The following is a 19,263-nucleotide window of genomic DNA, read 5'->3' on the forward strand; positions in this document are numbered from 1 at the left end:
TCGGCGGCTAACCGGCGAGCTGACGTTCCAGCGACTTCACGGACATCGACGTGTCCAGCGCCGGATCGGAGCTCAGGATCGCGCGCTGCAACTGCCGCAACCGCATCGACGGTTCGAGGCCCAGTTCCTCGATCAACGTCTCGCGCAGCGCCTGGAAGGCCTCCAGCGCCCGCCACTGCCTGCCGGAGCGGTACAGCGACAGCATGTACTGCGCGCAGAGGTTCTCGTGCATCGGGTGCTGCGCCGTGAGCATCGACAGCTCGCTGATCATCGACTGGTGCCTGCCCAGCCGCAGATCGGCGTCGATGCGCGCCTCCAGAACGCCGAGCCGGCTCTCCTGCAGCCGGGTGACCTCCATGGCGAGCTTCGTGCCGACCTGGACGTCGACCAGCACCGGCCCGCGCCACACCTCCAGTGCCTGACCGAGCAGCCGGGACGCCGACTCGAGGTCGCCGGTCTCGGTCGCGCGCTGGCCCGCCGTGGCGAGCCGCTCGTAGCTGCGCACGTCGACGTTCTCCGGCGCCACGTTGAGCAGGTAACCGCCGTACCGGGTGACCAGCACCTCCTTCGCCGCCGACGCGTCCTCGCCCGGCATCGCCGCGTTGATCTTGCGGCGGACCTGGAGCACGTAGGTCTGCAACGTGGTGAGCGCGCTGCGCGGCGGCGCCATGCCCCACAGCTCCTCGATGAGCGTGGGCACGGTCACCACGTGCCCGGCTTGCAGTGCGAGCAGTGCGAGCAGCTGCCGCGGCTTGCTCGCGGTGGGCGTGATGGAAACGCCGTTCTCACGGGCTTCCAGCGGCCCCAAAACCTTGATCTCCATCGGTCCTTCCCCCTGTCGACCAGTACGGGATCTGCACTTCAAGTGCACCCGAGCAGCGCTCGTGCTCGCCACGGAGCACGGCACGAGTCCGCAGTGGCGTGTTCCCGTGCTTCCACGTGAGAAATTCACGGCGTGATCGCGTGAACGCGCTCCGTGTTCGCCGCTACCTCGGCAGACGTTCCGCCGTAAGATCGCTTCACCGACGACGGGCACCTGTGGGGGTGAGGCATCCGTGAGTCGTTCTGGTGGCATGGCCGCCGTCAGCACGCCGACGACATCGCATGTCATGCGGACCACCGCGATGATCGTGTGCGGGCTCGCACTGGTCGACGCGGCCCTCGTCTTCACGCGGGACCTCGATCCGCTCCGGTCGACGCTCGAACTCGCCGCCGTCGGCGCCGTGACCGCGCTGCAACTGTCGTTTTTCAGCCGACCGTTCGTCACGGTGCGCCGCCCGCTGGGCCACGTCCTGCTGGCGGTGCAGGCCGCCCTGGTGATCGCTCCGGCGCCGGCGTTCGGCCATCCGCCCTCCGCCACGACCGGTTTCCTCGCTGCCAGCGCGCTGGTCGTGTGGCCGAAGGCGGTGGGCATGGGGGCGGCTGCGGCCACGGTCGTGTTCGGCGCACTCATGCAGCCCTCACCAGCACAGATGGCGCTTTCCGCCGCCTCGACCACGACGGTGGCGCTGCTGCTGTACGGCCTGCCGTGGTTCGCGGAGCTGGTGCAGAACGTCCGGGACGCGCACCGGGCGGAACGCGCCCGCGTCTCCCGCGACCTGCACGACCTGCTCGGGTACAGCCTCTCGGCGATCAAGCTGAAGAGCGAGCTGAGCCACCGGCTGCTGCGCGACGACCCCGACCAGGCGCTGGGCCAGCTCGAGGAGATCGTCGACGTCGCGGGCAACGCGCTGGCCGACGTGCGCGCCGTCGCGCTCGGCTACCGGCCGATGTCGTTCGAGGAGGCGTCCACCTCGGCTCAGTCGCTGCTCATGGCGGCCGGCGTGGACGTGCGGGCGTCCCTCGAACACGACTCGCTGCCCGACGAGGTGGAGACGGTGCTCGCGACCGTGCTGCGCGAGGGCGTGACGAACGTACTGCGGCACAGCAAGGCCGAGGAGTGTCACATCCACGTCCGGCAGACCACGAACGTCGTCGTGCTGGACATCATCAACGACGGCGCGCACGAGGACGACGCCGACCCGACGAGCAGTGGCCTGCAGAACCTCGCCCAGCGGGTGGACGAGGTGAGCGGCGAGCTCGTCGCCCGGCGCACCGACGACGGCCGCTTCCACCTGCGCAGCACCATCCCCCTGGGGCGCGACTGAGCGTCTCAGAACCACCCGGAGGTGCGGGCGATGCGCACCGCGTCGATGCGGTTGCGCGCGTCGATCTTGGCGCACACCGTGGTGAGGTAGTTGCGCACGGTGCCCACGGACAGGAACAACATCTCGGCGATCTCGATGGCGCTGGCGCCGTCCGCGGCGAGCCGCAGCACCTCCAGCTCGCGCGGGGTGAGCGGGCATTCGTCACCGTCCCACGCGGCGAGCGCCAGCTGGGAGTCGATCACCCGGCGGCCCACCGCGACCCCGCGGATGGCGTCGGCCAGCTCGTTCACCGGCGAGTCCTTGAGGATGAAACCGTTCACCCGCGCGTTCAGCGCGCGGCGCAGGGTGCCCGGCCTGCCGAGACTGGTGAGGATCAGCGTGCGCGTGGCGGGAGCGCTCTCGTGAATCATCACGGCGGCGGAAAGCCCGTCCATGCCAGGCAGGTCGATGTCGAGCACCGCCACGTCCGGCCTATTCTTGTTAACGGCCGGCACGATTTCGCCACCGGTTGCGACGGAGGCGACGACTTCTATATCCGGCTCCATGTTCAGGAGAGTTTCCAGCGCCCCCCTGACCATTTGCACGTCCTCGGCGAGCAACACGCTAATCATCAAGCTTCCCCCGAGCCTTCAGACGCTTGTCCTAAAAGGAGTTCTACACTCGGTCACCGGGCGCGACAAGCAATTGGTCCGAATGCCGCAACGAGATCATGGATCCGTGACCGTGTGATGACCTTCCGTCAGCGGGGGATGCTGCAAATGGAACAGTCATCGACGTCGGAGCGTGTTCGGCGGCCGGGGCGATAGCGGCCGGGGCCAGTAGAGCGTCGCGGCTTGGTTGTGCTCCGTTGAGTCGGGCAGGGGGCTGGGCGGTCTGGTGCTCGTCACCGGAAGCACGGATGGTCGCGTTCTCATGCACGTCGCTGCCGAGATGGCGGTAGAGAAATGCTGACGCAAACGTCGATCACCCCAACTGCTGCCAACTGTGCAGTTGGCAGCCAGGAGAGCGCGATCTTCATGATCGAAGCGCGGCTGCCTGCCGGCATCACCCTCACTGTCACATCCCAAGAGATAGCCGCGACGCGCTACTAGCCCGCGCGACGCAGCCCGAGGCCGCCGTCGACGGTGATCACCTCGCCCTGGATCCACGCCGCCTCGTCCGTGCACAGCAACGCCACCGCGTCCGCGACGTCGTCGGGCACCGTGAGGCGGCCGGACGGGCAGCGGATGGCCAGCCGCGCCATCAGTTCGGGGTCGGTGTTCATCGACCCGTGGTCGACCACGGGCGTGACGACGGCGTTGACCGCGACTCGGTGCTGCGCGAGGTTCAGCGCCAACTCACGCACCGCGTGCGCCACCGGCGTCACGGTGTACCCGGCGACCACGACGCGCCCGCCGCCGTCGAACGCCTTGGCGAGCCCGTCGGCCGCGCCCACCAGCGGCCCGAGGTCCGGCGAGGTGACCAGGTGGACGTAGAGATCGAGCCGTTCCCAGGCCTGGGTGACCTCGGCGAGCACCGTGCGGATGCCGGTCTCCCGCGTGGTGTCGGCGGCGAGGAACGTCACTGGTCCCGGCCGCCCGCCCAGCACGATCTGCGCGCGCTCGGCGTCCGGATCCTCGGCGGGACACGGCACGACGACGTGGACGCCGTTGTCGCACAGCTTGGTCGCGACGGCCAGCCCGAGACCTCGGGTGCCGCCGGCGACGATCGCGATCTTGCCGTCGAGGCCGAGCCGGGTGGGCGCTGGTTCGAGCATTCTGATCACCTCGGCGTCGAGGATCCGCCCCACCCCTGGAGGGCTGCTAGAACCAGCCCGACTTGCGGGCGATGCGGACCGCGTCGACCCGGTTGCGGGCGTCGAGCTTGGCGGTCGCGGCGGTCAGGTAGTTGCGCACGGTGCCGACGGACAGGAACAGGGTGGTCGCGATCTCCGTGGCGTCGGCGCCGTCGGACGCGAGCCGCAGCACCTCGAGCTCGCGCGGCGTCAGCACGCAGTCGTCGGTGTCCCACGCCGACAGGGCGAGCTGGGAGTCGATCACCCGTCGCCCGACGGACACACCGCGGATCGCGGCCGCGAGCTCGCCGATCGGGGCGTCCTTGAGGATGAAGCCGTTGACTCTGGCGTTGAGCGCCCGGCGCAGGGTGCCCGGCCTGCCGAGGCTCGTGAGGATGAGTGTGCGTGTCGCCGGTGCGGTGTCGTGGATCGCGGTGGCGGCCGACAGCCCGTCCATGCCGGGCAGATCGATGTCGAGCACCGCAACGTCCGGCTTGTCCCGCACCACCGCGGGAAGAATTTCGTCCCCCTTCGCCACGGACGAGACGACCTCGATATCCGGTTCGAGGTTCAACAAGGCAACCAAAGCACCGCGGACCATTTGCACGTCCTCGGCGAGTAACACTTTGATCATCCGTCCACCTGCCTGCCCCCTCAGGTCACCATTTCGAGTCTTACACTCGGTGACAAGACAGGACAAGGATCGGCGCCAACAACACCGAGCATTACTCCGAATGAGCCAGAGCCTTCGGAAATGAAAATCGGCGCATTACTTTCCGTCATCGGTTGCTCACGGCACGCGAATGGCCGAACCGGAAAGCACCCGCACGATTCGGCCACAAAAGACCGGCCGGGCGCTACTTCTTGCGCAAGCCCTCCAGCACGCGCAGGATCGCGCGTTCCACCTCACGCCCGGTGCGCTTCGGGTCGGACGAGCTCGCGATCGTGCTGGCCCCCGCGGACAACGCGCCGAACAGCAGCCGGGCCATGATCTCCACGGGCGCCTCCTCGATCTCCCCCGCGTCGACGAGCAGCTGAACCGCCGTGCGCAGCAGGCCGAAGCTGAAGTGCTCCTCCGCCTCACGCCAGCGTTCCCAGCCCATGACGACCGGCGCCTCGTGGATGATGATCCGCTGGTACTCGGGGTCCAGGCACTTGCGGACGTACGCGCGCAGGCCAGCGACCGCCGTGTCCCACGCGTCACCGTCTGCCGTGACGACGGCGGTGAGCGATTCGATCGACTGTGTCTCGACCTGCGCGAAAGCCGCCTCGAACAACGCCTGCTTGCCGCTGAAGTGGTGGTAGAGCGCGCCTTTCGTCACGCGGGCGCGTTTGACGACCTCGTCGAGCGAGGTCCCGGCGTACCCGCGCTTGGTGAACATCTCGACTGCGCTGTCGACCAGCGCCTGCCTGGTCGACTCCGAGTACTCGGCACGCCGTGTTCGCACGGCCGAAACGTATCTCACATACCGACGGTACGTACCGGTGGTATGGTCGTGCCATACCAGGAGTATGCGAGAGACCGGGGGTACGAGACATGGGCTGGGCAGACCACTACCGCCGCCGTGACGCACTCGACGCCGTGCTGCGTGACGCCCGGCGCGACCCGTCCGCACCACTGATCGTGGATCCGGACGTCTTCTCCTCGCTCGGCGAACTGCTGCTGGCGCTCGATCACCGCTGGCAGAACAAGCTGACCGCGCGCATGGAGGCCGCCGCGCTGGACGGACCGGTCGACGAGCATCTCGTCACCGCCGAACTGGCCGCGGACGAGCCGGTCTTGCGCGCCGTGCTCGACGCACACCTTTCGCTCGGCAGTTACCGGACGGTAGGAATGACTCCATGAGTCGTTGGACCGAAGCCGACATCCCCGACCAGACCGGCCGCACCGTCCTGGTGACCGGCGCGAACTCCGGTCTGGGCCTGCGCACCACCCAGGTGCTCGCGGAGAGGGGCGCCCACGTGATCATGGGCTGTCGCTCCGTCCAGAGAGGTGAAGCGGCACGACGAACGGTGCAGGGGTCCGCGGAGGTCCTCGAACTCGACCTCGCCGACCTCGGCTCCGTTCGTTCCGCCGCGGAGAAGGTCTCCTCGCTCGACGTTCTGATCAACAACGCGGGCATCATGGCCGTCCCGTACGGCAAGACCGTCGACGGTTTCGAGCGCCAGTTCGGCACCAACCACCTGGGCCACGCCGCCCTGACGTGGCTGCTGCTGCCCGCGTTGAGGCAACGTCCGGGCGCGCGCGTCGTCACCGTAGCGTCGCTTGCGCACCAGTACGGCCACATCGACTTCGACGACCCGAACTGGGAGCACCGCTCGTACAGCTACCGCGGCTCCTACGGGCAGTCCAAGCTCGCGAACATCCTCTTCGCGAGGGAGCTGGAACGGCGTTCGCCGGACGTCACGTCCATCGCGGCGCACCCCGGCGTCACGGCCACCGAGCTGACCAACAACATGGCCGACGCGCACAACTCGCTGCTGCTGCGTCTCGGCGGGCGCATCAGCCACCTGTTCTCGCAGTCGGTCGAGATGGGCGCGCTGCCGCAGCTCTACGCCGCGACGTCACCGGACGCACAGGGCGGCGAGTACTACGGCCCGGACAGCTTCAACGGCTACCGCGGCTACCCCGCCAAGGCGAGGATGACCTCCGCCGCCCGCGACGATCTCGCGGCGAGCCGCCTGTGGGACCTCACCGTCAAGCTGACGGGCGTCACGCCAGATCTGCCCTGACCGGGCGGCACGTGACGCCGGACACGCGAGGTCGCAGCGTAGGGTGAGGTCGTGACTGTGGTACCGGAGGGTCGGAAGCTGCTGCGGCTCGAGGTCCGCAACAGCCAGACGCCGATCGAGAAGAAGCCCTCGTGGATCAAGACGCGGGCGAAGATGGGCCCCGAGTACCGGGAGCTCAAGGGTCTGGTCAAGCGCGAGGGCCTGCACACGGTCTGCGAAGAGGCCGGCTGTCCCAACATCTACGAGTGCTGGGAAGACCGCGAGGCCACGTTCCTGATCGGCGGCGAGCAGTGCACCCGGCGCTGCGACTTCTGCCAGATCGACACGGGCAAGCCCGCCGACCTCGACCGCGACGAGCCCCGCCGCGTCGCCGAGTCGGTCCAGGCGATGGGCCTGCGCTACTCCACGGTCACGGGTGTCGCTCGTGACGACCTGGAAGACGGCGGCGCGTGGCTGTACGCCGAGACCGTCCGCCAGATCCACGCGATGAACCCCGGCACGGGCGTCGAGCTGCTGATCCCGGACTTCAACGCGATTCCCGAGCAGCTGAACGAGGTCTTCGAGTCCCGCCCCGAGGTGCTCGCGCACAACCTGGAGACCGTCCCGCGGATCTTCAAGCGCATCCGCCCGGCGTTCCGCTACGAGCGCTCACTCGAGGTGATCACCAAGGCCCGCGAGTTCGGCCTGGTCACCAAGTCCAACCTGATCCTCGGCATGGGCGAGACCCCCGAGGAGGTCACCGAGGCGCTGGCCGACCTCTACGACGCGGGCTGCGACATCATCACCATCACCCAGTACCTGCGCCCGTCGCCGCGGCACCACCCGGTCGAGCGCTGGGTGAAGCCCGAGGAGTTCGTCGAGCACAAGGAGACGGCCGAGAAGATCGGCTTCCTCGGTGTCATGGCGGGCCCGCTGGTCCGCTCCTCCTACCGCGCCGGTCGCCTCTACGCGCAGGCGAAGCAGAAGCGCGGCGAGGAACTGCCGGAGAACCTCCAGCACCTGCTCACGGTCTCCGCGTCGCAGGAGATCACGAGCCTGCTCGCCCCGCGCTGAGCCCCGCTGAGGGAGCAGGCCGGGTGGCCTGCTCCCTCAGTACAGCTCGTCCAGCAGCGCGAGATCCGGTGGCACCAGCGTGGTCGAGAGAACCAGCTCCTTGAGCAGGTTGTCGTTGAGCGAGTTGCCGACGGGCTCGCCGACCTCCTCGCGCCGCAGCCCCGTCACCCCGGCCTTGGACAACCGCGTCCGCACGTCGGCGATCACGCGGTCCACCCGTTTGACGTTCCACTCCTGGCCTGCCCGCAGCTCCGCCATGGCGGCCGCGACCTCACCTCGTTGCACGGGCTGAGGGTTCGCCTCGTGCAGCAGGTACCTCTGTCCTAAAAGGACGAGCAGGAGCCGTTCGTCCTCGGTGAGCCGCCACCGCTTCGGCTGCTGGGTCGCCGCGCTGTGCAGCGTCGCGGGCTGGCCACCGTCCTCACCGGCGACGTAGACCTCGAGCAGGTGTTCGCGCACACCTCGGACGAACAACGGTGTGTACCCGTCCGCCAGCGGCAGCGGATCCTCGTCCTTGAACAGCAACCGCGTCCCCGGCAACCGGATGGGCAGCTGACCGGTGTTGCTCACCCACCACCTGCCGCCGTCGTGGGTCAGCAGGCCGTGCTGGCGGCTCACCCGCAGATCGGTCTCACCGACGCAGACGTCGACCGCGGGACGGTTGCGGCCGAACCGGATCGACGCACCACCGACCGGTGCGGCGGTCACCTTGCCGCTCACGGTGAGTGCGACGACCGCGCCGGGCGCCGCACTGGACACCCCGCGCGCCAAGCTGTCGTGTTTCATGGCCGGCTCCTCGAAAGTCGCGTACACCCCCGAAGTGTGGGCGTCGGGGCACGGGACCCCTCCCGGTCAGCGGTTCATGTTGTCGGCCGCGATCTTGGTCAGTCGTTCGGCCATGGCGCACCGCTGGTCTTTCGGACCGTCCGACACCGTCACCATCAACACGTCCACGAGAGCGACCTTCGGCTGGTTCGACGGGTGGTAGGGCACTCGGAACGTGCACTCGTCGCCGGACTCCTGAAGGTAGGCCTCATGCCCGCCCACGGGCTTCAGCGTTCCCTTGATCGGCCATCTGGCCTCGTGCTGGTCGTAACGCACGTGCACACCGGTCTGAGTGGTCGCCGTGTACCACTTGCACGACCAGCCACCGAACACGTTCACACCGGCGGTGAAGCTCGGCAACGCGTCTGCGGGCAGCAGACCGCAGGTGTCGATGCGTGCGGCCGATCCGGGCGGGAACTCCTCGGTACGGCGGGGAATCGGACCCGCGCGCAGCACCTGCCGCACCCGCTCCACCGCGACGTCGGCGATCTTGCACAGGTCTTTCGGGGAGTCTTCGAGCCCCGCGGTCAACCGCACCCCGTACTTGTCGTCGATGATCACCAGCCGGTTGCACTCCGGTTCGTCGCCCGACGGGACGTCCAGGACCTCGAACGGCGGGGCGGCGATCGTGCGCCACGTCGCGTTGCGCAGCTGGGACGCCATGGTGGCGAGCTGCAGCTCGACCCGGAGCTTCTCCTTGCGCCCCACGTCGATCAGCACGTCGCAGCGGTTGAAGTTGCCCCACTTGGGTTTCAGCTCCGGCGGCCCGAACTCGGTGAAGTCACTCGCCTGGAGCAGCGCGCACGGTTCGGCCGTGCGCTCGTCCTGCACCAGATCGCCGCGGCCCGATTTGGGTGGCGCCAAGGCGACCACCGCCGCCGTCAGCGCCACCACGACCACACCGGCACCGGCGGCCTGGAAGATCCGGCGACGCCACCACGGCGGTGCGGCGGACGGCACGGCGGACGGTTCCCAGTCACCGACGATCTCGCGCAGCCGCTGCCACACCTTCTCCGCTGAAGGCCGCCTGCCCGGTCTGCGCTGCAACATCTCGGCCAGCAGGTCCGCGAGCGGACCCTCGTGCCGCAGCGGGGGAATCTCCCCGGCGCGGGCCCGTTCGAGCACCACGGCCGGCTCGTCGGTGCCGAACGGCGGTGCGCCCTCCAGCGCCGCGTAGAGCGTCGCGCCGAGCGAGAACACGTCCGACTCGCGCCCGGCGGGATGTCCGGCGGCCACCTCCGGCGCTGTGTACGAGGGGTGCCGCTGACCCGCGCGTCGTCGAACCCGGTGACCTCACGCCAGACGGAGATGCCGAAGTCCGTCAGCTTGGTGAGGTCGTCGGCGGCGACGAGCACGTTGCCCGGCTTGACGTCGCGGTGGACGATGCCGCGCGCGTGGACGGCGGCCAGCGCCGCCGCGGTCTGCACGCCGATCCGCGCGACCCGTTCCGGCGGCAGCGGTCCCTCGGCCAGGATCAGATCGAGGCTCCTCGACTCCAGGTGCTCCATGACGAGCCAGCCGTCCACGGCGTCGAAGACCGCGATCAGGTTCGGATGGTGCACCTGTGCCGCGATCTCGGCCTCACGCCGGAACTGCTCGCGGTCGGCCGCGCTCACCGCGCCGTGCGGGCGTTTGAGCGCGACCGTCCGCTTGAGCTTCGTGTCGAACGCGGTCCAGACGATTCCCCCGGAACCGGAACCTTTCGCGTCTTCGAGCCGATAGCGCCCGTCGACCAAATCCCCCGTACGCACGCACCGCAGCTTAGTGATTTCACTCCGTCACCACCATAGGCTGCAAATTGAAGCGTTTCTCATGAATGCGCGCGCACGTGGAAAAGCGCCTGTCAGCGATGGGTGACGGTGAGCTTGTAGATCGTGACCTGCCCGAAATTGCTCGCGTCGCACGGCGCGGAGTTTCCGCAGTTGGCCTGCGTGTAGGCACCGGCTTTGAAGTAGCCGCCGGTGAACGACGTCGTAATGGTGTCGACCAGCCGGTCGTTGTAGTACGCCCTGATCCTGCCGTCGCTGACCTCGAACTTCGCCTGGAACCGGGTCCCGAGCCGATAGTCGTCGTCAATCAGTTTGTACCGACTGTTGTCGCCATTCGTGAGATAGAGCTTGGCGCCCTCCAGCCGGAACACGGTGACGTCGTCACTCGAGTCGTGGATCTGCCCGACCACCACGTAGGGCCTTTCCTTCGGCAATTCCGTGACGGCCTGCTCGACGACCATGGTGTGCTTGCCGGAGGTCGAGGACCAGCTCGCGAGCCTCGTCCCGTCGTCGGTCATCTCGCGCAGTTCGGATCGCGGATTCTTGCTGTTCTGCGTGGTGACTCCATTGACAGGAGCACGGAACCGCACGCCCTTGCAGCCCTCGTCGGTGACGAACCACGGGTCCTGCGCGAAGCCGTCCAGCTTCGGCTGGGTGATCTCCCTCGGCTGTGCGCCCTCCTTGTCCGGGTCGTCGACCGGCAGCGTGATCTTCCAGTTCCGCAGGTCGAGCACCTGCGCCGGCCGTTCGCACGGAGCGGGATCGCCGCCAGGCGCGAGCACGTCGACCTCGGTGATCGAGTTCCACCCGTTGCCCGACGAGTTGCCGTGGCCGACGATCCGCACGTATCGCGCTTCGGCGTCGGGGATGTCGTACGCCACCTGCGCGAGCGTCCTGCGGCTGGTCAGCCCCTCCGCCGCCGGTGCCCACGTGCTGCCGTCAGCGGAGGTCTGCAGGTCGAACGTCGCCGTGCGCTGATCGCCCCGGTGCCACGCGATGCTCACCGCGGACACCGTCTGCGGCGCGCCGAGATCGAAGCTGATCCACGCGCCGTCGCCCTTCGCCGACCAGCGGGTCTCCAGGTTCCCGTCCAGCGTGTTCGCGGGCACGTTGCCGTCGTCGCCGCTGGCCGTCACCGCGGTGACGGGCAGCGTTGGGGCGGATCTCTCCGCCGCGTCCGCCGCCATCGCGGCCACCGGCAGCAGTGCCACCGCGGTGGCGGCCGCGAGACCCTTGCGTACTCCCATGAGTTCTCCTTCGACAGGGGTGACGTTCGATCAGGCCGCGAGACGGTGCAGCCAGTCGCTGACGATGTGGTGGGTGGCGGGGGTGGCGTGCACCCAGCGCTCGCCGCGGCCGTCGGTGTAGCGGGTGACGAGCCAGCGGCCGTCCGGGCAGTCGATGGTGGTGAGGAACGACTCTGACCGCCGGCGCCGCCCGTGCCGGTCCCGCCTGGCAGCGAAGAGCTTCGCGACGCACGTGCGGGGGCGCTGCATCAGTTCGACCAGTGCTCGCGAGTGCTGTGCTTCGCCGGCGCGCGCGTTGATCGACACGCCCCGTCCGGGCGGAATGTCGGGCAGGTGCGCCAAAAGCGTGTCCGACGGGTTGCCCCCCACCGCCTCGATCCGCACGTAACCGTTGTCCCGCAAGGCGAAGACGCCGAGCCGCCCGGCGCTGGCCGCCACGACGGGCAGCGTGTCATCACGGGTGAACCCGATCCACCCGAAGTACTCGAGGTCGGCGAAAGCCAGCACCCGCAACGCATCCAGCGTTTCGTCGATCCGCACACCCTCCCGGTGCAGTGCGTGCTCGACCTCCAGCGCGTTGGCCTCGCTCGGCGACACGTGCAGCACGGTGTGGTGCTCGCCGAGGTCTTCGTGGTGCCACAGCACGTCGAACGCCGTGTCCGACAGGACCACCGGTGCGCGCAACATCAGTCCTCCCCGATCACGGGTGCCACGCCGCCGGGCAGGCTGCCGATGATCGCGTCCGCGTCTTCCTCCACGTACACGGTGCGCGTGTGCTCGCGGTCTTCCTCCTCACGCGCGTGCGGGGCGTGCGGTGCGAAGCCACCCATGCCGGTCGCACCGACCTTGCCCGCGGCGCCGCGCGCACCGGCCGTCACCGGAGCGTTGGTCAGCGTCTTGCCGAGAACGGCAGAGCGGTCACCTGGAGCCTGGGAAGTCCGCTGCCCCCTCGTTCCGGTGGGATCGCCGATGCCCATCCCGCCGGGCAGCATCGGAGCGGCACCCGCCAGGTGATCGCCCTTCGGAACGCCCGACGTGTGCGCCGTGTCCCTGGCCGACGGCGGCCGCGTGGCCATTGGAACGGCCGGCACGCCGCTGGGCAGATCGGCGACCGTTGTCCGGTCACCGGGTTGCTTCGGTACGCCAGGCCCCTGACCGGTGGGCACCCGTCCGGCCGAACCACCACCGCCGCTGTCGACCCCACCGGCGTTGCTCGTGGAGGTCTTGCCGCCACCACCGTTCGTCGACGGCGGCGCGGATGCCTTGTCGCCACTGGAAGATCCGGCTGACGAAGGCGACGTCGCACCCGCGTCGCCGACCTGCGGAGCAGTGGACGTCGCGGACTGCACGCCCGGCCCCGCCGTGGCCTGGACGGCGGTGGCCGTCGCGAGCACGCCACCGGATGCCTGAACCATCTGCGGCAGGGTCGCCTGGTTCTGCCCGGTGGCCGCGGCGTACTCCGCGTAGAGACGGCGGTTGTGCGCGTCGGCCTCGAACCACGCCTTGCGGGCGAGCTCGTTGTCGGTGTCCCACGGCGTGAGCTGGTCGAAGAGGGTCAGCTCCGGCGGCTGGGCCGTCGCCATCGGCATGACCTGCTTCTGGAACACGCCGTACCGGTCCGCCTGCGACCGCAACGAGACGTCAGCCTGTTCCAGGGCTTCCTGCGCCCGCTGCAGCGCCTGGTCGATCGGCCGCACGGCGGCAGCGGCCCGGTCCGACGCCTTGCCCTGCCAGTTCGACTGGAGCTGACCGGTGAGCCTGCGCAGCTCCGCACTGAGGTTCTCGATCCGCGTGCGCGCGCTCTGCGATACGTCCGCGGCCCTGGTGAGTACCTCGGGGCTCTCACCCTGCGACGCCATCTGCCAGATTTCGTATCCGCTGAGCCCGGCCATCAGTCCTGCACCGCCAGCCGCCGCTGGTTGGCCCGCTCCGTCTTCTCGTACTGGTCGACCGACGCCTTGAGCTCGTCGATCCGTGCCTGCAGCTCCCGCTCGATCCGGGTGACGAAGTCGAGGTGCACCTCTCCGGCGTGGCTGGCCGCGGTGACGTAATCGCTGGTCGCCGGGTCACGCATCGGAGGCCGGATCTGCGCGAGCGGCTGGCACTTGAGGTTGGCTGCGGTGAGGTCGTCGTGCACCTTGCCGTGCTCAGCGACCACCCTGCGGAGAGTGTCGATTGTCAGTTCGAAGTCGCCCATGCACACAGCGTGGCGGCAGGGCGCCGGGACCCCTCCCGGTCAGGAGAAACGCACCTCGCCCGCCACGACACCGTCCAGCTCGCGCACGAAGTCGGCACCGAACGCGCTCGACGGTGTGTGCGCGCCGGGTGCGACACCGCTGATCTTGCCGATGGCGCGGAGCACGGAGTCGGCGGTGAGGCTGTAGGCGTTGGGTGTGGTGATCGCGCACTCGACCCTGGACTCGGCGTCCCACGCCTCACCGAACACCTCGGCCATGGTGTTGGCGCGTTTGCGCACGTCGGGCCCCTTGACCTTGCCGGCCATGCTCTTCGCGACGCTCTGCACGAGCGGTGCCTGCAGCACCGGGGCGAACACCTGCTGAAGCTGTCCGAGCAGACCCGGCACGATCGTGAACGTCGTGATGTTCGGGATGCCGGTCGAGCGGTAGGCGGTGCTGACGTCACCCCACGGGATGCTGCCGACTTCGCGTGAACCGGAGCGGAACCGTGCGGTGCGCCGGCGGTGCCCGATCCGGACGCCCTTCAGCTCACCGTTCTCCCGGATCCGCCCACCGACGGCGGATGCCTCGACCGACGTCTTGGCCGTCCCCGCGCTCGCTCCTCCCCCGGCGACGAACGCGAGGTCGAGGTGCGTGGCGGTCGGCAGCGCGTTCTTCAGCATCGCGGCGACGCAGTCCGTGGGCACGACGTCGAACCCTGCGCCGGGCAGCAGCACGATGCCGGCCTCGCGCGCATCGGCGTCCCTCAGGCTGAGGGACTCGAAGACGTCGATCTCACCGGTGATGTCGAGGTAGTGCGTGCGCGTCTTCAGGCACGCGTCGACCATCGCGGCGGACGTGTGGGCGAACGGCCCCGCGCAGTGCACGACGGCGTCGACGTCCACCAGGTGGTCGCTCGCCTCGCTCAGGTCGAACGCCCGTTGCTCGAGCCCCAGCTCGAGCGCGATCGGCTCGACCTTCTCCCGCGAACGCCCCGCGAGGATCGGCCGTTCGCCCCGCTCGATCGCGAGCTCCGCGATGAGCCGTCCGGTGTAGCCGTTGGCGCCGTAGACCATCCACCTCATGCGGCGACCTTACCGGCGAGTAGCAGTGAGTGAGGAGACCAAAGAGCCGATCAGCAGTAGTGCGCCCACGCCGATCACCGGCAACGCCCAGAGCAACCTGCGATGCCTCAAATCGGCGCAGATGTCCACATAGGCCTGGCCGACCGCGGCGGCCGCCGGCTCGCTGAAACCGAGGCCCAGCCCGTTGCCACAGGGGATCAGCGAACCGCTGGGTGCCTCGACGGCCAGCATCACGAACAGGATCGCACCCCCACCGAGCAAGAACGCGAGACCGACCACAACAGCGAACGTGCGCACTGACATGAATCAAAAGTTACGTCTCAAGTGGACTCGGCGATAGCCCTGGTCAGACGCATTGGGGTTGATCCCCTAACCCCCGATCGACCGCTCTCGCACCCCGGTGGCACGCCGTTCGACCGAGAACGAGTACCGCTGCTCCACTCGGCCGTTGCGCGGATCCGGCGCCGGGTCGCCGACCTTGATCCATCCGAGCCGCTCGTAGAGGCGAACGCCACGCACGTTGTCGACGTAGACCAACAGTTGTGCGTCCGTGTAACCGCGCGCGGTCAACGCATCCGGCAAGGCACGCAACAACGCCTCACCAACGCGCCTCCCCCACGCGTCCGGGTGCACTCCGACGTAGTTGATGTACGCGGTGTCTGTCTCTTGTGGACCTCCCGCGAGAAAGCCCACCGCCGCACCGTTTTCGACTGCCAGCAGCAAGATCGACGGCTCGTTCGCCAACGCCCTCTCGATGCCGGGACGCGCCTCTTCAAGCGTCGGAACCTCGTCGTAGCGGTCCCGCGCGGTCACGGCGTGCGCCCAGATCATCGCGGCTGTGTCGACGTGTTCCGGTCCCCCTTGGATGATCTCCACGGAGCCCAGCGTAGGTCAGGCCCGCAACACGACGGGAAGTGTTTTCGAGCTGGCCATGATGTCGTTCCACACCACCACGGGCTGCTCGGCACCGGAGTAGGTGGTCCGCGGGAACCGCGCGGTGAGCTCCCGCAGGACGATCTCGGCCTCCAGCCGGGCGAGTCCAGCCCCGAGACAGAAGTGCGGCCCGTGCCCGAACGCCACATGCCCCGACGTGGCCCGGTCGACCCGATACCGCGCGGCGTCCTCGTGCGCGACGGGACACCGCCCTGCCGACCCGAGGTTGATCAGCAGCAGGGTGTTCTCCGCGACCTCGACACCACCGATCTCGATCGCCTCGGTCGTGATGCGATGCGTGGCGTTGCGCACCGGCGAGTTGTGCCGCAGCGTCTCCTCCACGAGCACCGGCACCAGCCCGGGGTCGTCAGCAGCCTTCTCCCACAACCCGTTGTCCAACGCGTCGTGCGCCACGTTCGTGATGAGACCAGCCGTCGTCTCATGTCCTGCAACGACAAGAAGAAACGCCATCGCCATGAGCTCGTCGTGCGTGAGCCGGTCACCATCGTCGTCGACCGCCACCAACGAGCCGAACAACGAACTCCCGTCGAGTTCAGTGCCTGTGAGCAGTGTGTGGAAGTACCCGCCCAGCGCATCGCTCGCAGGTTGCGACACCTCGGGGTCCATCGACATCATCGTCTCGATCAACGCCCGAACCTCGGCCCGGTCCTCCTCCGGGACTCCGAGCACCTCACCGATGATGTGCAACGGCATCGGCACGGCCAGCGCACCGACGAGATCGATCTCCTCCCCGACCGGCAGCCGTCCGATCAGCTCCGCGGTGATCTCCTCGACCCGAGGGGCGAGCCGCTGCACCGCCTCGGCGTTGAACGCCTTGACCGCCAGCGCCCGCAACCGAGCGTGCTTGGGGTTGTCGCTGTTGAGCATGCTGGGCCCGAACAGCCCGGCAAGTTCCGTCTGCGCACTGCCGAGCTCCGCGAGCTGTCGTCTGATCTCCCCCTGCAACGCGTCGCTGTCCTTGGAGAGCCGCCGATCAGCCAGCAACCTGCGCGCGACCTCAAGCCCAACCGTGACCACCTTGACCCGCACCCCGTCAGGCCGAACCGCATCATGCAGCGCCCCCGCCGCCCGCGCCGCGTCCTCGATCCGGTGATGCTCCCGCGCCCGCAACTCGCCGCCGGTCAACAGGTTCGACATGATCAGCATCGCTCCCCGGAAGAGTTGGCCTCGCCACCGTTCTACCGCGCCGAGCCCAGATGTCCACCGCGCGTTCCGGTCACTGGAGCGCGTCGAGCACCCTGATCGTCTCCACGGCGGGCAACCGAGGCGGCGGCGCGGCAATGGCCTTGCGCCCCAACACCCACCCAGGCAGATGGTGCTGCAACGCCACCCGTCCCTCAGCCGTGATGTCGACGGGCGCCGCCATCCCGTGGTCCATGGCCCGATCCGGCCTCTCCCACGTGATCCACCGGCGCACCTGCAGGATCTCCAGATCCTCGGCGTCCCAGTGCTTGGCCGGCCGGTGCTCCAAATACCAGCTGGTGGCCCCGCGGTGCACGCCCCCTTGCTCCACCAACGCGAGCAGCTTGATCTGCTCCTGCGTGACGGTGGCCGGGACGGGCTTCGCGACCTTGCCCTTGCGCTTCACAGGTAGTCGTCCTTCAGAGGAGGCTGGCCCAAACGTCCCCGACAACCCGTACAAACTACGGCACCACCGCGTCCCGTTCCAGATGCCGCCCAGTCGAACCTTGCCGCAGCAACAACCGCGCGAAAAGCTGTTCCTCCAGCCTTGTTGGAGGCGTCTCGCCATGACGGACATCCCCGCTCCCGTACCAGTGGCGGAGCTGATCACGCAGCGCCGACGCAACCGCTACCACGCCGACGACGTGCAACGGGTGGCCGACGCTATCGCCAATGGCACAGCCGTCCTGCGACCCGAATGGCGCAAGGACACAGAGGAGTGCCGCGAGGCCCACCACCAGTGGCGAGAGCAACTGCGCCACGACAACCTCAGGACCCGAAGGATCTGGACTCCATCACGTGTACACCCAGGTATCGGCCTTCCCCCAAGATGGCCGAGCGAAGCGAGGCCGAACCACCGCGACCACGCTGGGTCGGAACCAACCGCACCGTGGGGGGCTTGGGGGGCTCGGCCCCCCAAAATCATCCACGGCCGACCCGGCGAAAGTGGCGAAGCCACTGAGCAGAGTCGGCCCAAGGCCGTTGGCGCGGTCGAGGCTCTTTCACACCTCCCGGACGGCCGAGCGAAGCGAGGCCGAACCGGGGGTCCGGGGGCGGAGCCCGCCGAGCGGGGTCTGGGGGTTGCACCCCCAGAAAACACAATGGAGCGAGGTGGTCGACGCTTTCCGTCGACACACCTCGCCCAGCGCGGAATGGGCGCGACAGGGATCGAACCTGCGACCGCTCGGGTGTAAACCGAGTGCTCTTCCGCTGAGCTACACGCCCCAACCCCAGCACCCGAGAGCGCCAGGGGGTACAGCTACATCATGCCTTGAGAGAGGCTACGGCCTTCTTCCAGGCGTCCTGATCCCGGGCCTCACCCGGCGCGTTCACCTCAGCGAACCGCACCACGCCGGCCACATCGACCAGGAACGTGCCCCGCAGCGCCATGCCGACCGTGTCGTTGAACACGCCGTAGGACTGCGCGACGGCGCCATGCGGCCAGAAGTCGGACAGCAGCGGGAACTGGTAGCCCTCCTGGTTCGCCCACGCCTTCAGCGCGAACGGGGAGTCCACGGACACGCCCAGCACCTGGACGTTCTCGTCCTCGTAGGTCGCGAGTTCGTCGCGCAGCTGGCAGAGCTCGCCGTTGCAGATGCCGCTGAACGCGAACGGGTAGAAGACCAGGAGCACGTTCTTCTTGCCGCGGAACGACGACAGCGTCACAGGCTGCTTGTTGTAGTCGTTGAGCGTGAAGTCCGGGGCTTCCGAACCGACCTCGACCGCCATGAAACAGACCCTCCGGTTGACGAAGACGAACCACGGACGTCGCGGCGCCCGTGGATCAACCCTATGTCAGCCGTGGAGCGCTCAGCGCTTGGCCTTGGTGGATTTCGGCCACACCAGGCGGGTGCCGGCCCAGTCGTCGGCCACGCTGATGTTCGAGGTCTGCGACAGGCCCGCGGTGGGCACCGCCTCGGCGATGTCCGACGGCTCGACGTGGCCGGGGCGGCCGGTCTTCGGGGTGAGAACCCAGATCACGCCGTCCTCGGCGAGCACACCGGTGGCCTCGAGCAGAGCGTCGACCAGGTCGCCGTCGTCCTCTCGCCACCAGAGCAGAACCACGCTCACGGTCTCGTCGGCGTCCTCGTCGAGGAGGTCGCCTCCGATCTGCTCCTCGACGGCGGCACGGAGGTTGTCGTCGACATCCTCGTCCCAGCCGAGCTCTTGGACGACCATGCCCGGTTCGATCCCGAGCTTCTCGGCGACGCCGATCTTGCCGGCGTCTTCCGCGGCGACCACGGTTTTCACTCCTCCAACTACGCAAGAGCGACAGCCCTAAGACTGCCGCCAGAGTCCGTTACTCGCGCTAGCGAAC

At 68.6% G+C, this 19,263-nt stretch carries 21 protein-coding genes, 1 tRNA gene and 2 pseudogenes; 4 read left to right on the plus strand and 20 right to left on the minus strand.

Annotated elements, in window-relative coordinates:
- Window positions 1–7: 7 nt before the first annotated feature.
- A complete protein-coding gene (locus tag JOD27_RS29815) occupies window positions 8–823 on the minus strand; it encodes an AfsR/SARP family transcriptional regulator (protein ID WP_204765602.1) in 816 nt (271 codons plus the stop codon).
- A 232-nt stretch (window positions 824–1,055) separates the two neighbouring features.
- Here JOD27_RS29815 and JOD27_RS46865 point away from each other — a divergent pair, with 232 nt between their 5' ends.
- On the plus strand, window positions 1,056–2,147 hold the full coding sequence (locus JOD27_RS46865; protein WP_204765603.1) for a sensor histidine kinase: 1,092 nt from the start codon (window positions 1,056–1,058) through the stop codon (window positions 2,145–2,147).
- 5 nt (window positions 2,148–2,152) lie between these two features.
- Here the strand turns inward: JOD27_RS46865 and JOD27_RS29825 are convergent, their stop codons facing one another.
- From JOD27_RS29825 to JOD27_RS29840, 4 genes are all read right to left on the minus strand, one after another.
- Window positions 2,153–2,758 (minus strand): response regulator transcription factor, encoded by a 606-nt coding sequence (locus JOD27_RS29825; protein WP_204765604.1) that lies wholly within the window; start codon window positions 2,756–2,758, stop codon window positions 2,153–2,155.
- A gap of 476 nt (window positions 2,759–3,234) precedes the next feature.
- A complete protein-coding gene (locus tag JOD27_RS29830) occupies window positions 3,235–3,903 on the minus strand; it encodes an SDR family NAD(P)-dependent oxidoreductase (protein WP_204765605.1) in 669 nt (222 codons plus the stop codon).
- Window positions 3,904–3,949: 46 nt separating this feature from the next.
- Window positions 3,950–4,555 (minus strand): response regulator transcription factor, encoded by a 606-nt coding sequence (locus tag JOD27_RS29835; protein ID WP_204765606.1) that lies wholly within the window; start codon window positions 4,553–4,555, stop codon window positions 3,950–3,952.
- A gap of 223 nt (window positions 4,556–4,778) precedes the next feature.
- Complete coding sequence (locus tag JOD27_RS29840; protein ID WP_204765607.1) at window positions 4,779–5,369, minus strand: TetR/AcrR family transcriptional regulator; 591 nt, start codon at window positions 5,367–5,369, stop codon at window positions 4,779–4,781.
- Between the two features lie 89 nt (window positions 5,370–5,458).
- Between JOD27_RS29840 and JOD27_RS29845 the strand changes: the two genes are divergently transcribed.
- The 3 genes from JOD27_RS29845 to lipA are packed head-to-tail and all read left to right on the plus strand — an operon-like array spanning window position 5,459 to window position 7,707.
- Complete coding sequence (locus tag JOD27_RS29845; RefSeq protein ID WP_204765608.1) at window positions 5,459–5,767, plus strand: hypothetical protein; 309 nt, start codon at window positions 5,459–5,461, stop codon at window positions 5,765–5,767.
- On the plus strand, window positions 5,764–6,654 hold the full coding sequence (locus JOD27_RS29850) for an oxidoreductase (RefSeq protein ID WP_204765609.1): 891 nt from the start codon (window positions 5,764–5,766) through the stop codon (window positions 6,652–6,654). The genes JOD27_RS29845 and JOD27_RS29850 overlap by 4 nt, the downstream gene beginning before the upstream one ends.
- Window positions 6,655–6,705: 51 nt before the next feature.
- Window positions 6,706–7,707, plus strand: coding sequence for a lipoyl synthase (gene lipA / locus JOD27_RS29855; RefSeq protein ID WP_204765610.1), 1,002 nt, complete (start codon window positions 6,706–6,708; stop codon window positions 7,705–7,707).
- Window positions 7,708–7,743: 36 nt separating this feature from the next.
- Here the strand turns inward: lipA and JOD27_RS29860 are convergent, their stop codons facing one another.
- The 15 genes and pseudogenes from JOD27_RS29860 to JOD27_RS29930 form a co-directional block, all read right to left on the minus strand.
- A complete protein-coding gene (locus tag JOD27_RS29860; protein ID WP_204765611.1) occupies window positions 7,744–8,493 on the minus strand; it encodes an FHA domain-containing protein in 750 nt (249 codons plus the stop codon).
- A 66-nt stretch (window positions 8,494–8,559) separates the two neighbouring features.
- Window positions 8,560–9,777 (minus strand): annotated as a pseudogene (locus JOD27_RS29865) (serine/threonine-protein kinase); the annotation flags it as partial.
- A gap of 119 nt (window positions 9,778–9,896) precedes the next feature.
- A pseudogene (locus tag JOD27_RS47255) lies at window positions 9,897–10,283 on the minus strand (protein kinase domain-containing protein); the annotation flags it as partial.
- 92 nt (window positions 10,284–10,375) lie between these two features.
- Window positions 10,376–11,548, minus strand: coding sequence for a polysaccharide lyase family 7 protein (locus tag JOD27_RS29875; protein ID WP_239569389.1), 1,173 nt, complete (start codon window positions 11,546–11,548; stop codon window positions 10,376–10,378).
- Between the two features lie 30 nt (window positions 11,549–11,578).
- Window positions 11,579–12,235 (minus strand): ESX secretion-associated protein EspG, encoded by a 657-nt coding sequence (locus JOD27_RS29880; protein WP_204765613.1) that lies wholly within the window; start codon window positions 12,233–12,235, stop codon window positions 11,579–11,581.
- Window positions 12,235–13,440: a WXG100 family type VII secretion target gene (locus JOD27_RS29885; RefSeq protein WP_204765614.1), complete on the minus strand. Its 1,206-nt coding sequence runs from the start codon at window positions 13,438–13,440 to the stop codon at window positions 12,235–12,237. The genes JOD27_RS29880 and JOD27_RS29885 overlap by 1 nt, the downstream gene beginning before the upstream one ends.
- Window positions 13,440–13,745, minus strand: coding sequence for a hypothetical protein (locus JOD27_RS29890; protein ID WP_204765615.1), 306 nt, complete (start codon window positions 13,743–13,745; stop codon window positions 13,440–13,442). The genes JOD27_RS29885 and JOD27_RS29890 overlap by 1 nt, the downstream gene beginning before the upstream one ends.
- A 39-nt stretch (window positions 13,746–13,784) precedes the next feature.
- Window positions 13,785–14,810 carry a saccharopine dehydrogenase family protein gene (locus JOD27_RS29895; protein WP_204765616.1) on the minus strand — a complete coding sequence of 342 codons (1,026 nt, stop codon included), beginning with the start codon at window positions 14,808–14,810 and terminating at the stop codon, window positions 13,785–13,787.
- A 9-nt stretch (window positions 14,811–14,819) separates the two neighbouring features.
- Window positions 14,820–15,113 (minus strand): hypothetical protein, encoded by a 294-nt coding sequence (locus JOD27_RS29900; protein ID WP_204765617.1) that lies wholly within the window; start codon window positions 15,111–15,113, stop codon window positions 14,820–14,822.
- A 66-nt stretch (window positions 15,114–15,179) separates the two neighbouring features.
- The gene (locus JOD27_RS29905; RefSeq protein ID WP_204765618.1) at window positions 15,180–15,686 is read right to left on the minus strand and encodes a GNAT family N-acetyltransferase; all 507 of its coding nucleotides are present in this window, start codon (window positions 15,684–15,686) and stop codon (window positions 15,180–15,182) included.
- Between the two features lie 15 nt (window positions 15,687–15,701).
- Window positions 15,702–16,901 carry a cytochrome P450 gene (locus JOD27_RS29910; RefSeq protein WP_204765619.1) on the minus strand — a complete coding sequence of 400 codons (1,200 nt, stop codon included), beginning with the start codon at window positions 16,899–16,901 and terminating at the stop codon, window positions 15,702–15,704.
- 79 nt (window positions 16,902–16,980) lie between these two features.
- Complete coding sequence (locus tag JOD27_RS29915; protein WP_204765620.1) at window positions 16,981–17,352, minus strand: hypothetical protein; 372 nt, start codon at window positions 17,350–17,352, stop codon at window positions 16,981–16,983.
- A gap of 746 nt (window positions 17,353–18,098) precedes the next feature.
- Window positions 18,099–18,170, minus strand: a tRNA-Val gene (locus JOD27_RS29920).
- A gap of 39 nt (window positions 18,171–18,209) precedes the next feature.
- Window positions 18,210–18,674 carry a peroxiredoxin gene (locus JOD27_RS29925; protein ID WP_189258446.1) on the minus strand — a complete coding sequence of 155 codons (465 nt, stop codon included), beginning with the start codon at window positions 18,672–18,674 and terminating at the stop codon, window positions 18,210–18,212.
- Between the two features lie 81 nt (window positions 18,675–18,755).
- Window positions 18,756–19,187, minus strand: a complete 432-nt coding sequence (locus tag JOD27_RS29930; protein WP_189258445.1) for a DUF3052 domain-containing protein — start codon at window positions 19,185–19,187, stop codon at window positions 18,756–18,758.
- Window positions 19,188–19,263 lie beyond the last annotated feature (76 nt).

This window comes from Lentzea nigeriaca, from assembly GCF_016907955.1.
GTDB lineage: Bacteria > Actinomycetota > Actinomycetes > Mycobacteriales > Pseudonocardiaceae > Lentzea > Lentzea nigeriaca.

Coding starts and splice junctions, on each gene's coding strand:
- JOD27_RS29860 (WP_204765611.1), bottom strand. CDS start 8,493: ATGAAACACGACAGCTTGGCGCGCGGGGTGTCCAGTGCGGCGCCCGGC.
- JOD27_RS29900 (WP_204765617.1), bottom strand. CDS start 15,113: ATGTCAGTGCGCACGTTCGCTGTTGTGGTCGGTCTCGCGTTCTTGCTC.
- JOD27_RS29890 (WP_204765615.1), bottom strand. CDS start 13,745: ATGGGCGACTTCGAACTGACAATCGACACTCTCCGCAGGGTGGTCGCT.
- JOD27_RS29815 (WP_204765602.1), bottom strand. CDS start 823: ATGGAGATCAAGGTTTTGGGGCCGCTGGAAGCCCGTGAGAACGGCGTT.
- JOD27_RS29830 (WP_204765605.1), bottom strand. CDS start 3,903: ATGCTCGAACCAGCGCCCACCCGGCTCGGCCTCGACGGCAAGATCGCG.
- JOD27_RS29845 (WP_204765608.1), top strand. CDS start 5,459: ATGGGCTGGGCAGACCACTACCGCCGCCGTGACGCACTCGACGCCGTG.
- JOD27_RS29835 (WP_204765606.1), bottom strand. CDS start 4,555: ATGATCAAAGTGTTACTCGCCGAGGACGTGCAAATGGTCCGCGGTGCT.
- JOD27_RS29910 (WP_204765619.1), bottom strand. CDS start 16,901: ATGTCGAACCTGTTGACCGGCGGCGAGTTGCGGGCGCGGGAGCATCAC.
- JOD27_RS29850 (WP_204765609.1), top strand. CDS start 5,764: ATGAGTCGTTGGACCGAAGCCGACATCCCCGACCAGACCGGCCGCACC.
- JOD27_RS29880 (WP_204765613.1), bottom strand. CDS start 12,235: ATGTTGCGCGCACCGGTGGTCCTGTCGGACACGGCGTTCGACGTGCTG.
- JOD27_RS29895 (WP_204765616.1), bottom strand. CDS start 14,810: ATGAGGTGGATGGTCTACGGCGCCAACGGCTACACCGGACGGCTCATC.
- JOD27_RS29925 (WP_189258446.1), bottom strand. CDS start 18,674: ATGGCGGTCGAGGTCGGTTCGGAAGCCCCGGACTTCACGCTCAACGAC.
- JOD27_RS29885 (WP_204765614.1), bottom strand. CDS start 13,440: ATGGCCGGGCTCAGCGGATACGAAATCTGGCAGATGGCGTCGCAGGGT.
- JOD27_RS29875 (WP_239569389.1), bottom strand. CDS start 11,548: ATGGGAGTACGCAAGGGTCTCGCGGCCGCCACCGCGGTGGCACTGCTG.
- JOD27_RS29825 (WP_204765604.1), bottom strand. CDS start 2,758: ATGATTAGCGTGTTGCTCGCCGAGGACGTGCAAATGGTCAGGGGGGCG.